Annotated in this window: 17 protein-coding genes and 1 pseudogene; 12 read left to right on the forward strand and 6 right to left on the reverse strand. The window is 61.3% G+C overall.

All coding sequences use genetic code 11. From position 1 onward, the window contains the following. Positions 1-13 precede the first annotated feature (13 nt). Positions 14-1,546: an acyl-CoA carboxylase subunit beta gene (locus NKJ67_RS22380; RefSeq protein ID WP_023812067.1), complete on the reverse strand. Its 1,533-nt coding sequence runs from the start codon at positions 1,544-1,546 to the stop codon at positions 14-16. A gap of 65 nt (positions 1,547-1,611) precedes the next feature. Between NKJ67_RS22380 and NKJ67_RS22385 the strand changes: the two genes are divergently transcribed. From NKJ67_RS22385 to NKJ67_RS22400, 4 genes are read left to right on the forward strand one after another with little or no spacing between them, the layout of a single operon-like run. Beyond that, entirely contained in the window at positions 1,612-1,848 is a 237-nt protein-coding gene (locus NKJ67_RS22385) for a transcriptional regulator (protein WP_352583267.1), read from the forward strand. Positions 1,849-1,854: 6 nt separating this feature from the next. Beyond that, the gene (locus NKJ67_RS22390; RefSeq protein ID WP_352583132.1) at positions 1,855-2,142 is read left to right on the forward strand and encodes a type II toxin-antitoxin system RelE/ParE family toxin; all 288 of its coding nucleotides are present in this window, start codon (positions 1,855-1,857) and stop codon (positions 2,140-2,142) included. A gap of 39 nt (positions 2,143-2,181) precedes the next feature. Then, positions 2,182-2,514, forward strand: a complete 333-nt coding sequence (locus NKJ67_RS22395; protein WP_352583134.1) for a DUF4238 domain-containing protein — start codon at positions 2,182-2,184, stop codon at positions 2,512-2,514. Positions 2,515-2,533: 19 nt separating this feature from the next. After that, complete coding sequence (locus tag NKJ67_RS22400; protein WP_352583136.1) at positions 2,534-3,085, forward strand: hypothetical protein; 552 nt, start codon at positions 2,534-2,536, stop codon at positions 3,083-3,085. A gap of 38 nt (positions 3,086-3,123) precedes the next feature. Here NKJ67_RS22400 and NKJ67_RS22405 read toward each other — a convergent pair whose 3' ends face one another. Further along, positions 3,124-3,414: a hypothetical protein gene (locus tag NKJ67_RS22405; RefSeq protein ID WP_352583138.1), complete on the reverse strand. Its 291-nt coding sequence runs from the start codon at positions 3,412-3,414 to the stop codon at positions 3,124-3,126. Between the two features lie 77 nt (positions 3,415-3,491). On the opposite strand from NKJ67_RS22405, the gene NKJ67_RS22410 reads away from it, so the two are divergent. Continuing rightward, positions 3,492-4,913 carry a DEAD/DEAH box helicase gene (locus NKJ67_RS22410; RefSeq protein WP_023812066.1) on the forward strand — a complete coding sequence of 474 codons (1,422 nt, stop codon included), beginning with the start codon at positions 3,492-3,494 and terminating at the stop codon, positions 4,911-4,913. A 122-nt stretch (positions 4,914-5,035) separates the two neighbouring features. Here the strand turns inward: NKJ67_RS22410 and NKJ67_RS22415 are convergent. Beyond that, positions 5,036-5,988: pseudogene (locus NKJ67_RS22415) on the reverse strand (alpha/beta hydrolase). A gap of 78 nt (positions 5,989-6,066) precedes the next feature. Continuing rightward, complete coding sequence (locus NKJ67_RS22420) at positions 6,067-6,888, reverse strand: SDR family oxidoreductase (protein ID WP_352583140.1); 822 nt, start codon at positions 6,886-6,888, stop codon at positions 6,067-6,069. Between the two features lie 328 nt (positions 6,889-7,216). Here NKJ67_RS22420 and NKJ67_RS22425 point away from each other — a divergent pair, with 328 nt between their 5' ends. The 6 genes from NKJ67_RS22425 to NKJ67_RS22450 all read left to right on the forward strand — a co-directional run bounded on the left by NKJ67_RS22425 (position 7,217) and on the right by NKJ67_RS22450 (position 11,762). Continuing rightward, positions 7,217-8,251, forward strand: a complete 1,035-nt coding sequence (locus NKJ67_RS22425) for a cysteine synthase A (RefSeq protein WP_127381186.1) — start codon at positions 7,217-7,219, stop codon at positions 8,249-8,251. Beyond that, positions 8,251-8,994, forward strand: a complete 744-nt coding sequence (locus NKJ67_RS22430) for an alanyl-tRNA editing protein (RefSeq protein ID WP_127270595.1) — start codon at positions 8,251-8,253, stop codon at positions 8,992-8,994. The genes NKJ67_RS22425 and NKJ67_RS22430 overlap by 1 nt, the downstream gene beginning before the upstream one ends. Before the next feature lie 39 nt (positions 8,995-9,033). Next, the gene (sseA, locus tag NKJ67_RS22435) at positions 9,034-9,900 is read left to right on the forward strand and encodes a 3-mercaptopyruvate sulfurtransferase (protein ID WP_352583142.1); all 867 of its coding nucleotides are present in this window, start codon (positions 9,034-9,036) and stop codon (positions 9,898-9,900) included. 5 nt (positions 9,901-9,905) lie between these two features. After that, positions 9,906-10,469 carry a GNAT family N-acetyltransferase gene (locus tag NKJ67_RS22440; RefSeq protein ID WP_127330928.1) on the forward strand — a complete coding sequence of 188 codons (564 nt, stop codon included), beginning with the start codon at positions 9,906-9,908 and terminating at the stop codon, positions 10,467-10,469. Between the two features lie 111 nt (positions 10,470-10,580). Further along, a complete protein-coding gene (locus NKJ67_RS22445; protein ID WP_127271734.1) occupies positions 10,581-11,138 on the forward strand; it encodes an OmpA family protein in 558 nt (185 codons plus the stop codon). 156 nt (positions 11,139-11,294) lie between these two features. After that, positions 11,295-11,762 (forward strand): DUF1203 domain-containing protein, encoded by a 468-nt coding sequence (locus NKJ67_RS22450; RefSeq protein WP_256746221.1) that lies wholly within the window; start codon positions 11,295-11,297, stop codon positions 11,760-11,762. A gap of 234 nt (positions 11,763-11,996) precedes the next feature. On the opposite strand, the gene NKJ67_RS22455 is transcribed toward NKJ67_RS22450, so the two are convergent. Together NKJ67_RS22455 and ald are read right to left on the reverse strand one after the other, a co-directional pair. Continuing rightward, positions 11,997-13,304, reverse strand: coding sequence for an outer membrane protein (locus NKJ67_RS22455; protein WP_352583145.1), 1,308 nt, complete (start codon positions 13,302-13,304; stop codon positions 11,997-11,999). Between the two features lie 206 nt (positions 13,305-13,510). After that, positions 13,511-14,626, reverse strand: coding sequence for an alanine dehydrogenase (gene ald, locus NKJ67_RS22460; RefSeq protein ID WP_023812057.1), 1,116 nt, complete (start codon positions 14,624-14,626; stop codon positions 13,511-13,513). Between the two features lie 155 nt (positions 14,627-14,781). Here ald and NKJ67_RS22465 point away from each other — a divergent pair, with 155 nt between their 5' ends. Next, on the forward strand, positions 14,782-15,255 hold the full coding sequence (locus NKJ67_RS22465; protein WP_013531467.1) for an Lrp/AsnC family transcriptional regulator: 474 nt from the start codon (positions 14,782-14,784) through the stop codon (positions 15,253-15,255). Positions 15,256-15,354 lie beyond the last annotated feature (99 nt).

A 15,354-nucleotide genomic window follows, 5' to 3' on the forward strand; every position in this document is an offset into this window, starting at 1 on the left:
GCCCAGCGACGCCTCACAGCGGGATGTTGTCGTGCTTCTTCCAGGGGTTCTGCATGTCCTTGTTGCGCAGCATGCGCAGCGCGCGCGCGATGCGGCGGCGGGTCGAGTGCGGCATGATCACCTCGTCGACATAGCCGCGCTCGGCGGCGACGAAGGGCGACAGGAAGCGATCCTCGTAAGCCTTTGTGTGGGCTGCGATCTTTTCGGCGTCACCGATGTCCTTGCGGTAGATGATCTCGACCGCTCCCCTGGCGCCCATCACCGCGATCTGCGCGGTCGGCCAGGCGTAGTTCATGTCGCCGCGCAGATGCTTTGACGCCATCACGTCATAGGCGCCGCCATAGGCTTTGCGGGTGATGACGGTGATCTTCGGCACGGTGGCCTCGGCATAGGCGAACAGGAGCTTCGCGCCATGCTTGATCAGCCCGCCATATTCCTGCGCCGTACCCGGCAGGAAGCCGGGGACATCGACGAAGGTGACGATCGGGATCGAAAAACAGTCGCAGAAGCGCACAAAGCGCGCGGCCTTGCGGCTGGCGTCGGAATCGAGCACGCCGGCCAGCACCATCGGCTGGTTGGCGACGAAGCCGACGGTGCGGCCCTCGACGCGTCCGAAGCCGGTGACGATGTTCTTGGCAAAATTCTGCTGGATTTCGAAGAAGTCGCCTTCATCGGCGACCTTCAGGATCAGTTCCTTGATGTCGTAGGGCTTGTTGGCGTTGTCGGGAATCAGCCGGTCGAGCGACAAATCATGGTCGGTGACCGACTGGTAGCATTCGATCTCGGGAAGCTCCGACGTGTTGGAGGCCGGCAACAGGTCGACCAGCCGGCGCATCTGCAACAGCGCCTCGACGTCATTGTCATAGGCGCCGTCGGCGATCGAGGATTTCGTCGTGTGGACGGAGGCGCCGCCGAGGCTCTCGGCGGTCACCGTCTCGTTGGTCACGGTCTTCACCACATCCGGCCCAGTAACGAACATGTAGGAAGTGTCGCGCACCATGAAGATGAAGTCGGTCATGGCAGGCGAATAGACGTCGCCGCCGGCGCACGGTCCCATGATGACAGAAATCTGCGGAATGACGCCTGAGGCCAGCACGTTGCGCTGAAAAATCTCGGCATAGCCGCCGAGTGCTGCCACGCCTTCCTGGATGCGCGCGCCGCCAGCATCGTAGAGGCCGATGATCGGCGCCCGGTTGCGGAGCGCCATCTCCTGCACCTTGATGACCTTCTCGGCATGCGCTTCCGACAGCGAGCCGCCGAATACGGTAAAGTCCTTGGCGAAGAGGTAGACCGGGCGGCCGTTGACGGTGCCCCAGCCGGTGACGACGCCGTCGCCGGCGATCTTGGTGTTCTCCATGCCGAAGTCGGTCGAGCGGTGCTCGACATACATGTCGAATTCCTCGAACGAGCCCTCGTCGAGAAACACCTCGATGCGTTCGCGCGCGGTGAGCTTGCCCTTCTTGTGCTGGGCATCGATGCGGACCTGGCCGCCGCCCATGCGGGCGATCTCGCGGCGGCGCTCGAGTTCCTTCAGTACATCTTTCATGGCCGATCCCCCGCGCCGCGCGAAACTTCTTGGCAGGCATTCGCCTGATATGGCAGACTAAACCTATGAAGAACAACATAGAAATATCCGAGGATTTGAACCGCCGGATCGAAATGTTGACCTCGCGCTCGACCCTGACCCGCGATCAGATCATTGAGGATGCCCTGTCCCATGGCCGTTCTCTGGCCTGGCAGGAAAAGTGGATCGCCGGCGTTCAGGCGGGAATCGAGGCCGCCGATCGTGGCGACTTCGCCAACGAGGAAGAGATCGCGGCCGTTCTCAACAAATACGGTCAGGCATAACGCTCTGTGCGAATTGTCTGGACCCGACACTATCAGATCGAGCTTGCATCAATCGGCGACTACATCGGCCAATACAATCCGCGGGCCGCTGCCCGGGTCGTCAATGACATTCATTCCAAGACCGCTCGGCTGTTATCCGCCAATCCGTTCATCGGACGAATCGGTGAAATCAAAGGCACTCGTGAGCTGGTGATTCCCGGCACGCCCTACATCGTCGCGTATCGGGTGAAGGACACTCAGATAGAAATTCTGTTCGTCCAACACGGCGCGAGGAAATGGCCAGATGAAGTTTGAGCGGACACTCACGAAAGCCTTGCAATAGAGGCATGAAAATTGCCACAGAACATTCCGCGTGATCATCACTACGTGCCGCAATTTTACCTGCGGAATTTTGCCACCGATCCCGAAAAGCAAAAACTAACGACAGTTGCCAAACATGGCCATGTCGCTGTTTGGGCAAAGCGCTCCATTAAGAGCCTCGGCTTCGAGCGCGATCTATATGTTTCCATGCGCAATGGTGTGCCTGTTTCCGTCGAAAACATCATCAACGAACGGATTGAAACGCCGATCTCGGAGAGCGACGTGGGCCAAGCTCGTCAACGGCAGAGCAGATGCGCTAGACAAGACGGACAAGCCAATCCTGTATGCATTGATCCGGCATCTTAATGTCCGGACACCTCATTATATGGCCGTCACGATGGAATTGGCGCGGCTGGCCGAGGATCAGGATAGCGCTATCCCGTTTACGAACGAAGAGCGCGAGCACTATGCCTACCTTCGCGCGAACCCGAACGAAGCGAAGGCGATGTTCAATCTGATGTCTATGTCAACAGCGTGGGCGGAGGCGGACTATCGCAAGGCTGCGCTCTCGATCTTCAGATCGCCTATCCCGTTCCGGACACTGAGTTCGCCTGTAGTATCTATTCGGGCACCGACACATCCGGCCTTGTATCTGCCCATGCCTGGTCTCACTCCCTATCAGTTGGTTCTAGCGCTCAATCCAACCACTATCGCGTGCCTAGTGCTGGGGGATTTCGATGATGCTTTTGGTAACATTGAAATGCCGATGGATTCAGCTTTAGGGTTCAATCGGCAATTCGTCGCCCAGTTCGCACTCTATGATGGCATCCGTCATTTGGTGACGAGCCGCGATGACCTTTCTGTCGACATGACGTGGGCTCCTTACTCCCTGATCGAGGATACTGAGCAGAAAATTACGTACCGCCGGAAGGCGTAGCGCCAGAATTCCGGCGCTTCGAAGGTGAACCTGAAGTCCTAGGGTTCGAGCAGCGCCTTCATGTTTAGAAGACCAGTTTTGCTGCGCTGCAACATGAAGCCCCTTGCAATTGAGGGCGAACTCAGCCATATGCAGCCCATAGGCGCTTGGGCCGGGAACGAATCCGGCCTTCTCGACGAATGAGACTGGTTGCGTCTGTTTTCCCTCTTTCCGGTATATCGGCCCTTTTTCCGGTAAATCAAAGCGGCGAAAAAGCCCCGTGGCATGATGCCTGCGGGCACGACAGCGCAGCCGAGTGGACGAATACGTCCGCCCGCCTTGTCGTTCATCACAGATTTTTCGACGGCAGGTTGCGCCCTGCCGCCATCGATGTTTGCGGCCAGAAGCCGCGTGAAAGAAGATTATTTTGACCAACGAAAACACTTTGCCCGGTAGCACTGCGGAACTCACCGGTTTCGCGGCACTGGGTATTACGGGCGCGCTGCTCAAGGCCACCCACAACGCCGGCTTCGCCGAGCCGAAGCCGATCCAGGCACAGGCGATCCCGCCGCAGATGGAAGGCCGTGACATTTTCGGCATCGCCCAGACCGGCTCCGGCAAGACTGCGGCCTTCGCGCTGCCGATTCTGTCGAAGATCATTGCGCTTGGCACCAAGCGCCGGCCGAAGACGGCACGTGCGCTTATCCTGGCGCCGACGCGCGAACTCGCCGTGCAGATCGAAGACACGATCAAGATCCTCGCCAAGGGCGCGCATGTCTCGACCGCGCTCGTGCTCGGCGGCGTGTCCCGCTTCAGCCAGGTGAAGAAGGTTGCTCCCGGCGTCGACATCCTGATCGCCACGCCCGGCCGGTTGACCGACCTGGTGCGTGAGGGAGACCTTGTGCTTGCCGACACCAAATGGCTGGTGCTGGACGAAGGCGACCGCATGCTCGACATGGGCTTCATCAACGACGTCAAGCGCATCGCCAAGGCGACCGCGCCCGACCGTCAGACGGTGCTGTTCTCGGCGACCATGCCCAATGAAATCGCCGAACTGGCCAAGGGCCTGCTGAAGAACCCGATTCGTGTCGAAGTCGCGCCGCAAAGCACGGCGGCGGCCGAGATCGTGCAGGGCGTCGTCTTTGCCCGCACCAAGCAGAAGCGCCAGGTGTTGTCGACGATGCTCGCCGACGAGGCGATGAAGTCCGTCATCATCTTTTCGCGCACCAAGCATGGTGCCGACAGGGTGACCAAGGACCTCGAGCGCGATGGCTTCAAGGCCGCCGTCATCCACGGCAACAAGTCGCAGAACGCCCGCCAGAAAGCGCTGAACGATTTCCGCGACGGCTCGGTGCGCATTCTGGTGGCGACCGACATCGCGGCGCGCGGCATCGACGTGCCCGGCATCAGCCATGTCGTGAATTTCGACCTGCCTGATGAAGCCGAGAGCTACGTCCACCGCATCGGCCGTACCGGCCGCAACGGCATGGACGGCATCGCGATAACGCTTTGCGATCCTTCCGAGAACAGCAAGCTGCGCCAGGTCGAGCGCATCATCCGCACCAAGCTGCCGATCGTTGCCGACCATCTCGGCAGCCCCGATCCGCTGCGCAATCCGGCTGAAAAGAACGAGCGATTCGAGCCGGCCAATGATCGCAACGACCGCAATGGCCGTCGCGACGGCAGGCGGCCCGGTGGCGAGAACAAGGGCAACGGCTTTGGCAAGAAGCGCTTCGGCGACAAGCCGGCCTTCGCAGGCGAGCGCAAGCCTGATGGCGCCAAGCCGGCCTTCAAGGGCAACAACAAGCGTCGCTTCGGCGGCAAGCGTCCGGCGGCGCGGGCTGCGTAAGTAGCCAGCGTTGTAGTCAGTCAAGCTCAGGCTGGCTGACTGCCGGGACAGACCAAGGAAAGGGCGGCTGAAGCGATGCTTCGGTCGCCTTTTTCGTCTGCCTACTTCACCACCGCTTCGATTCAGACGGCGATCCTTTGCGCCAGAAACGCCGTGGTCGATGGCGACAGCGCGCCGCCGGCAATGACGTGATTGTCCGGGTCGCCGGTGTCGTCGACCGGAACCAGTTCATGCGGCGCCCCCCAGCGCCCGGCAATCTCGCGGGTGCGATCGGCCCGCACCACTTTGTCCGAATCAGAAAAGATGAACAGTGCAGGGGTGGTCGCCTTCTCCACCGGCGCGCCATAGGCAAGCTCGGTCAGCGCCTGCATCGGCAAGGTCGCTTCGATCGGATAGCGGGTGGTCCAGAATTTTTCATGCAGCGCGTTGCGTGGCACGAAGCTGTGTTCCTTGCCGGCGACCAGCCTGGCGATCTGTTTGCCCCACGGCATGGTCAGGATCTCGGCGCCCGAAGCCTTGACGCCGAAGTTCGGGGAGATGAACGCAATCGCCGCCACCCCGTCCGATGCACCGGGCTGCGTTGCCGCCCAGACGGCCAGCGAGCCGCCGGTCGAAGTCGAGATGACGATCACCTTGTCGCCGATCACCCGGCCAATGGCGAGTGCCTCCTCATAGTCGTTGATCCAGGCATTGATGCTGCCTTACGTCATCGCCGCGCCATCCTGCCCATGACCGGTAAGGCGTGTGTAGAAGAGATTGGCGTCAAGCCGTTCCGCCACTTCGTCGGGCAGCGGGCGGACCTCACCCTTCGATGCGGAAAAGCCGTGGATGTAGACGATCGACAGCGGCGTCCTGGCATGCACCATCGGATCGGCCCAGACGATCTCTTTTTCCAGCCCGTCACGGATTCCGGGGATGGCGGCTTCGGCCTTTGCCATAGGCCTGCGGATCGTCAGCGATGAGCGAGGGATCGAAAACGCATCGTGGTGTCGACGCGAACGCGCGGGCCGAGCACGAAGGCCAGTGCGAGAATGGCGATAAGGCCCAGCACAGCAAGCACGATCCGTCGCCCCATCGCAGACTCCACCCAGCACTTGTCTCAACCATGGCGACGGCGGCCCGAAACGGTGAGCCTGCCAATTTCGCCGGCGTCCTATTCGATCGGGGGCTTGCGGTCGTAATGCAGCGGCCGCGCCTTCCAACTGGTCATCAGGCTGATAAACCCTCTGCACAGCGGCCTCGGCAGCAGGCCGAGCAGTTTCAGGGGCCAGCTGGTCCGGCGCGGGAAATGGACTTCGAAGCCGCCCGACTTGATGCCCCGCGCCATGCGGCGCGATGCGCGGCTGACCGGCATCAGTCCCGGCATCGGCAGCATGTTCTTCTCGGTCAGCGGGGTGTCGATGAAGCCTGGATTGAACACCTGGATACGCACGTTCATCTTGTCGAAATCATACTTCAGCGACTCGGCCAGGATGTTGATGGCCGCCTTGGTGCCGCCATAGGCGGCCGTTGTCGGCCAGCCGAAATAGGATGTCACCGAGCCGACCAGCACGACATGGCCGCGCGCCCGCACACGCATGCGTTCGACCGCGGGCACGAGGCCGTTGATGATGCCGAAATAATTGACCTCGAAGGACCGGCGAAAGTCGTTGACGACAAGATTCTCCCCCGGCGTCGAAATGTAGTTCCCTGCATTGAAGATGGCGAGCACGATGGGACCGAGCTCCTTCTCGATCGAGGCGACGGTTCTTGCCATGCGCGGCTCGTCGGTGACATCGCAGGGAAAGGCCGTGACACTGCCCGGCATCTGCGCGGTCTCGACGACAAGCGTGTCGATCGGATCGTCGTCAAGCGCCGTCACCGCGACGGCATAGCCCTGGGAAGCAAGATCCCTGGCCAGCGCACGGCCGATGCCGCTTGAGCCGCCCGTGATCCAGGCGACGCCGTGCTTCGGGTTAGCCCGGTAGAGTGTCATGCTGCGCCCTGTCGACTTGTTGGTGCTTTGCTCTAGAGCGGTTCACCGTTTCACGGAAACGGAGAACTGCTCTATCTCCTTGTTTCTACGCAATTCCGGACGGAAAACCGTTTCACACTTTTCCTGGAATTGCTCTAGCGGTGAAGAAATCGAATGAAAAGCCGCTTTTCAACGTCAGCCGGAAATGAACAGTGGCGCAAGAGGCCAGCCTCGGGAAGCGCCGACGCAACAACAGCACTGCAAATGCGACTGGACCAGACAAATTCTTGCCTTGAAACCGCAGCTTCGGGTTTCTAGGGTTTCGGCGCACCTACACAAGGAATCCTGAATGCCCCGTTCTGTGATCGACGCGATCGGCAACACGCCTCTGATCCGCCTCAACAAAGCTTCGGAACAAACCGGTTGCGAGATCCTGGGCAAGGCCGAATTCATGAATCCCGGCCAGTCGGTCAAGGATCGTGCGGGCCTGTTCATCATCCGCGACGCCGAGAAGCGCGGGCTGCTGAAGCCCGGCGGCGTGATCGTCGAGGGAACGGCGGGCAATACCGGCATCGGGCTGACGCTGGTCGCCAAGGCGCTCGGCTACCGGACCGTCATCGTCATTCCCGATACGCAGAGCCAGGAAAAGAAGGACACGATCAAGCTGCTCGGCGCTGAGCTGATCGAGGTGCCGGCCGTGCCCTACAGGAATCCCAACAACTACGTGAAACTGTCGGGGCGGCTGGCCGAGCAACTGGCAAAGACAGAACCGAACGGCGCCATCTGGGCCAACCAGTTCGACAATGTCGCCAACCGTGACGGCCATATCCGCACCACCGCGGAGGAGATCTGGAGCCAGACCGGCGGCAAGGTCGACGGTTTCGTGTCGGCGGTCGGTTCTGGCGGCACGCTGGCCGGCGTCGCCTCCGGACTGAAGGCCAAAAGCCGGGATGTGAAGATCGCGCTCGCCGATCCGCTGGGGGCCGCGCTCTATTCTTTCTACACCAGCGGCGAGCTGAAGTCCGAAGGCAGCTCGATCACCGAAGGCATCGGGCAGGGGCGCATCACCGCCAATCTCGAAGGGTTCACGCCGGATTTTTCATTCCAGATCCCCGATGAGGATGCGCTGCCGATCGTCTTCGACCTGATCCAGGAAGAGGGCCTTTGCGTCGGCGGCTCGACCGGCATCAACATAGCCGGCGCGATCCGTCTGGCCAGGGAACTAGGCCCCGGCCACACCATCGTGACCATTCTTTGTGACTATGGCACCCGCTATCAATCAAAACTGTTCAACCCGGAATTCCTGCGCGAAAAGCAGCTGCCGGTGCCAGGCTGGATGGAGCTGAAGAGCACAATTCCGGTGCCGTTCGAAAAGGTCGCGTGATGGCAAACAGGACGGACGCCCTGTTTCGCGACGATGCCTATCTGCGGACGGCGGACGCAACTGTCGTTGCCGTCAACGATCGCGGCGGTATCATCCTCGACCGGACGATCTTCTACGCCACTTCGGGCGGCCAACCGGGCGATACCGGGTATCTCGAACGCGGCGACGGCAGCCGTATCGTCATTGCCGCCACCCTCACCGGTGAGACCAAGGACGAGATCATACACGTGCCAGCGCCGGAGCAGGCGGTTCCGCAGCCAGGCGAGGCGCTGAGGCTGGCGATCGACTGGGAGCGGCGGCATCTCCTGATGCGCATGCACGCGGCTTGCCACCTGCTTACCGTCGTCTGCCCGTTCCCGATCACCGGTGCCTCGGTTTCCGAGGACGACAGCCGTGTCGACTTCGACGCTCCGGATGCCGGCTTCACCAAGGAGGACGTCACCGCCGGGCTGATGGACCTGGTGCGGGCCGATCATCCGATCTTTGTCAGGCTGATCAGTGACGAAGACCTGGCCGCCAATCCCGGCCTGGTGAAATCCAAGAACGTCCGGCCGCCGGTGGGCACAGGCAAGATCCGCCTGGTGTGTATCGGCGACAACGCCTCGGTGGACAGCCAGCCCTGCGGCGGCACCCATGTGAAAAGCACCGCCGAAGTCGGCGAAATCCACATCGGCAAGATCGAGAAGAAGGGCCGCGAGAACCGGCGCTTCCGCATCCGCTTTGGGCCGATGCCGGCAAACTGAACAGGACAGTGATCGCCAAAAAGCGAGCAGGAGAACAAAATGGCCGAGGATAGCCCCTTCACCGTCGACGCAGACTGGCTGCAGCAACGTCTCGGCGAGCCGGGCCTGACGATCATCGACGCATCCTGGTATCTCCCGGCGCAGAAGCGCGATGCGCGCGGCGAGTATGAGTCGGGCCACATCCCGGGTGCACGATTTCTCGATCAGGATGCCGTTTCGGACCCGGATTCGCCCCTGCCGCATACCTTGCCGTCGCCGCAGCATTTTGCTCAGTATGTCGGCGCCATGGGCGTTTCGGCCGATGACACCATCGTCGTCTACGACGGCCCGGGTTTCTTCTCCGCACCCCGGGCGTGGTGGATGTTCCGGGTGATGGGCGTCTTTCAGACCTATGTTCTGGATGGTGGCTTCGATGGCTGGAAAGCCGCCGGCAGGCCGGTGACGGCCGAACCGACCAAGATCGCGCCAAGCGTGTTTCATGCGGATTTCGACGCCGGGCGCGTCGCTGGCCTCGCCGACATGCGCCAGATCGTCGACACCAGGGCGAGCCAGATCGCCGACGCCCGTGGACCGGGCCGCTTCACCGGCACTGAACCTGAGCCGCGCGCGGGTATCCGTTCCGGCCATATGCCCGGCGCGCGCAATCTGCCCTATTCGGCGCTGTCGGAAAATGGCGAGCTGCTGTCGAAGGATCGCCTGCGCAAGGCGATCGAGGAGGCCGGCATCGATCTGTCGAAACCTGTCGTCACTTCATGCGGCTCCGGTATTACCGCGGCGGTGGTGACGCTGGCGCTGGAAACGCTTGGCCATACGAACAACAGGCTTTACGACGGCTCCTGGACGGAGTGGGGCGGGCTTTCCGACACGCCCGTGGCGACCGGCCCCGTTGTGACCGGCAAGGAATGAAGACGATGGAAAACGGCGCGCTGGAAGACATCGAAGTCACGGTGACGTTCCTCGAGATGCATGTGCCTCCGGCCTATTCACCGGCCGTGCCGTATAACCGTCAGGTCGCGCTGCTGAAGACCAAGGACATTCCGCTGCATTTTTACCGCTATCTGATGGACCGGGTGGGGCGCAAATGGCACTGGGTCAATGTGCTGAGGCTGGATGACGACGAGCTTTCCGCCGGCATCCATCGTGAGGATCGCGACATCAGGGTCCTTTACCTCGACGGCGCGCCCGCCGGCTTCTTCGATCTCAAGCCGCATCTGCCGGAAGAAGTCGAACTCGCCTATTTCGGCATGATGGAACATGCCACCGGGCAAGGCATCGGCCGCTGGTTCCTGGGCTCCGCGATCGCCGCCGCATGGTCGCATGGGCCGAAGCGGGTGACGGTGCAGACCTGCACGCTCGATCATCCGGCGGCTCTGCCGCTCTACCAGAAGCTCGGCTTTGCACCGGTGGCGCAAAAGAGGGAAATCGTCCACCCGCTGCCTTTCACTGAGCGTGCGGCCAGCGTCATGCGGCCCTAGCCGGAAGCTGACACCAGCTCTAATCTGAACCCGCCGTTCATCGGCCCTTCAGGCTGTTTTTGGCATGTTGCCGGCACCATCAATGCGGCCAAGGCCGAAGGAGACGAAGACATGCTGACCCGCCGTACACTTGCCGCCGCGCTGATCGCGGCAATTGCCATGCCAAGCCTGGCCGCAGCCCAGGCGACAACGCCTTCGGCCGCGACGATCGAGCGGAAGCTCGAGGCGGCGCCGCGTGTGAAATTGCGGCCGAACGAGCGCGTCACCATCCGCGAATTCAAGCGGCGCCCGGATTTGCGCCGCATGGCCCGCTCGATCGATATCCAATCGATCAACTTTGCCTTCGGTTCGGCGGCTATTGCCAACTCGCAATACGACAAGATCGAGACCATCGCCGACGCGCTGCGGCGCATCCTGCGCCGCGATCGCGGCGCCCGCGTGCTGATCGAGGGCCACACCGACGCCGTCGGCTCCTTCCAGTCGAATCAGGCTCTGTCCGAACAGCGCGCCGCTTCGCTTAAGCGCACATTGGTGCGCGAATTCGGCGTGCCGGGTCATGCTCTCGAGACAGTCGGCTATGGCGAAGAGTTTTTGCTGGTGCAGACGCAGAACGAAAACTGGCAGAATCGCCGGGTGACACTGCGCCGCTTCGACGATTTCATCCGTTGAGCCGCAGCTCTGAATTTTAGTTAGCCGGCGCTTTCGACGGGACTTGATGAGAGCCGGTCGCCGACGGGCGACCGGCTCTTCGATATCTGGCAGGAATCGGGTGGGCGGCGAGAGTTCAAAGGGATAATTTCCGGTAGACCACACCGGAGATTTTCCATGACCATCCAGTTCAAAGCTTTGCCGACCGAAGGTGTCAGGACGCTGCAGCGCGGCGGGATTGATGCTTATGGCCAAATGCCCGAGCGAAAGATCTCCGACGGTGACGGCATGCCTTGCCGGCATTGCTTGAAGAACATCGCCGCCGGCGATGCCTATCTTGTTCTGGCGTACCGGCCATTCCCGCAGCTTCAGCCCTATGCTGAAACGGGGCCGATCTTCCTGCATGGCGAGGAATGCGACCGCGCTGCCGAGAGCGAGGCGCTGCCCGAGATTCTCGAAAGCCCCGACTACATCGTGCGCGGCTATGGCGGGGATGATCGCATCGTCTATGGCAGCGGCGGCGTCATCCCGACCACGGCAATTGCTGCACGGGCCGAGACGCTGTTCGAACGCGACGAGATCGCCTACGTCCATGTCCGTTCGGCGCGCAACAATTGCTACCAGTGCCGCATCGAGCGCGCTTGAGGCTGAGATTAGCCGCTGGAAACAGTTGTCGTACTCCCGTCGCATATTCGCGATAGAAAGCTATTGTCGATCGATTTGCCGACCGCGGATGAACCGGCGGTAAATCTCGACATCGAGGAAGCGGGGCTTTGGCTCCGCTTTTTTGTTGCCTGCGTTTGGCGCGGAAAGATTCGAGCAATAAAAAAAGCCCGCCGGCATGGCCGACGGGCTGCAACTGTTTGGCTGGAGGGCCTTTTAGTTGAACTTGTACTTCGCGCCGAGGCGCACGGTGTGGAAAGAGGAAGTCGAGGTAAGGGTGTCGTCGGGTGCGCCGAATTCCGAAGAAAAGTCCTTCTCGGCGAACTGCGAATAGCGATATTCGAGACCGACGGTAACGTTGCTGGACAGAGCCGTTTCAAGGCCGCCACCAACCGAGAAACCGCTGGAACCCCAGTCGAGAATGTCGCCGATCGGGTCGGAAGCGTTCAGATCGAAGTGCTGCCAGCTGTAGCCGGCAAGCGCATAGGCAAGGGTTGATTCGTTCATCTTCATGCCGACGCGGCCCAACACATCGAACCCATAGTCGGTATCGACGTTGATCGATCCGCCGCCGAGCTCCAGTTCGGAAGTCATGCCGGAGTAGCGTGCATCGACCATGACGCCTGCGACCCAGCTGCCGAAGTCATGATCGTAGCCGACGTTCAGTTCACCAAAGGCCCCTTCGCCACCCAGACCATTGAATTCCAGGCCGCCGAGCGGCGGAACGTTGATCTGATGCACGGACGCACCGGCACCACCAGCGCCGCCGATATAGAATCCGGTCCAGTTGTAGGCTGGCGTCTCGAATGCAGCGCCGCCGCCGTTCTGGGCACCGAACCGGTAATTGGCTGCGATCTGGAAAGTATGGCGCGAGGTGTCAAGCTTGAGGAGACCGTCCGGAACCCCGACAATGCCAGCCTCGGAAAGAAGATCGTCCTTGGTCCCGAAGCCCGTATAGCGATACTCAGTCTTGATCGTCCAATTGCTGTTGATGGCCGTTTCGATGCCACCTCCGACAAAATACCCGCTCTGATCCCAATCAAAGTCGAAGCCGGCGTTCGTATCGAGCTTGTACTTCTGCCAGGAATAGCCACCCAGCACGTAGCCCAGAGTGTTCGGCGTCAAGAGGTAGCCGAGACGCAGGCCAGCGTCGAAACCGTAGGTTTCCTTGATCGAAGCGTCGAACCCCGTAATGTCCAGCGTGGTCTTGATGTTGCCCACGTGAGCGTCCAGCAGACCGCCGATGAGGAACCGGGGCGAGACCATATAGTCATAGCCAACCGTCAGCTCACCATAGACGCCTTCGCCACCAATGCCGTTCAGCGAGATTGGAATAAAATCGCTGCCGAGCTCGTGTACGTTGGCACCGGCACCGACGCCAAAACCAACGTAGAGGCCGCTCCAGTTAAAGCCGGCAGCTTCTTCTACCGACTGCACGACGTCTGCTGCATGAGCAGCAGACATCAAAGCCACAGCAGAAACAGCACCAAGAAGAAAAGATTTCGCGGATGTGCGAATGAACATATGCCCGTACCCCAATGAGTAAACCCAGAATGTCTCTAGCAGGGAGTCGGCCGGTACGGGAATGACAAATATGCAACAATGATGAGCAAAGTGCCGTTGCGTCACATCTTTCGACGCCATGCTTTGCCTGAAAAACAGGCTCGCAAGAAAAAACCCGCCGGCATGGAACCGGCGGGCTGGATTGAAAGGAGCTGTTTTCGCGAAAATCAGGCGGCGAGAACGGCTTTCGGCTCGACCAGTTCGTAGCCGAGCGCCTCGGCGACTGCCCGGTTGGTGATCTTGCCCTTATGGACATTGAGGCCGTTGCGCAGGTGATGATCGTCGACCAGCGCCTTCAGGCCCTTGTCGGCGAGCTGCAGGCCGTAGTGAAGCGTCGCGTTGTTGAGCGCGTGGGCCGAAGTGACCGGCACGGCACCGGGCATGTTGGCGACGCAATAGTGGATGACGCCGTCGACCTCATAGGTCGGCTCGGCATGAGTGGTGGCGTGCGAGGTCTCGAAGCAGCCGCCCTGGTCGATGGCGACGTCGACCAGCACCGAGCCTTTCTTCATGCCCGACAGCATTTCGCGCGAAACCAGTTTTGGCGCCGCGGCACCCGGGATCAGCACCGCGCCGACGACGATGTCGGCTGAAAAACACTCTTCTTCCAGCGCCTCGACAGTCGAGTAACGCGTGTGGACGCGGCCGGCGAAGAGGTCGTCGAGCTGTCGCAGGCGCGGGATCGAGCGGTCGATGATGGTGACGTCGGCGCCAAGGCCGGCCGCCATCCTGGCCGCGTGCAGGCCGACGACGCCACCGCCGAGCACGGTGACCTTGCCGGGCAGCACGCCGGGCACGCCGCCGAGCAGCACGCCGCGGCCGCCATTGGCCTTCTGCAGCGCCGTGGCGCCGGCCTGGATCGACAGGCGTCCGGCAACTTCCGACATCGGCGCCAGCAGCGGCAGGCCGCCACGGTCGTCGGTCACGGTCTCGTAGGCGATTGCCGTGACGCCCGACGCAAGCAGGCCCTTGGTCTGCTCCGGATCCGGAGCAAGGTGGAGGTAGGTGTACAGGATCTGGCCTTCGCGAAGCTGCGCCCATTCGCTGGGCTGCGGCTCCTTGACCTTGACGATCATGTCCGACCTGGCGAACACCTCGGCGGCCGTCTTGGCAATCGTGGCGCCGGCGGCGCGATAGGCGTTGTCATCGGCGCCGATGCCGGCACCGGCCCCGGTCTCAACCAGCACTTCGTGGCCATGGGCGACATATTCGCGGACCGAGCCGGGGGTGAGGCCGACGCGGTATTCGTGGTTCTTGATTTCCTTGGGGCAGCCGACGCGCATTTTCTTCTCCTGATCCGGCCCTTTGGGCTCGTTCCCTGTATGGATGGAGTGAACCACGAATCGTTGCGCAGGTGTTTGCGAATGCGCTTGCGCCAACCAGCCGGTTTCGATAATCGTTGCGCGAAATAACAAGATATTCGCAGGATTCACGAATAATGCCGCTCGACAGGATTGATATCGCCATTCTCGAGGCTTTGCAGAAGGATGGCAGGATACCCAATGCGGCACTGGCCGAGAAGGTCGGCCTGTCGCAGTCGGCCTGTTCGCGCCGGCTCGACAATCTGGAGAAATCGGGAACCATCCGCGGCTATCATGCCCGGCTTTCCAATGCAGCACTTGGCCACCAGATGACGGCGATCGTGCACATATCGCTGTCGGGACAGTTCGAGAAGACGCTGTCGGATTTCGAGGCGGCGATCAAACGCTGCCCGAACGTTCTGTCCTGCCATCTGATGTCGGGCGAATACGACTACATCCTGAGGATCGCGGCAAAGGATCTCGTCGACTATGAGCGCATCCACAAGGAATGGCTGTCGGCGATGCCGCACGTGACCAAGATTAATTCGTCCTTTGCGCTACGCGAAATCGTCGACAGGACCGCCATGGGCATGAAGCCGGAAATGGCCTAGGCTGCGTTGATATTCAGGTGATGCCGGCCTGCAAATGGTAGCTCCCTGCGCTTCCGGTGCTCGCGTACGAAAAGTACGCTCCGCTCCCGTTCTCGGAAG

It is taken from the genome of Mesorhizobium sp. M0088 (genome assembly GCF_040322895.1).
Taxonomy (GTDB): domain Bacteria; phylum Pseudomonadota; class Alphaproteobacteria; order Rhizobiales; family Rhizobiaceae; genus Mesorhizobium.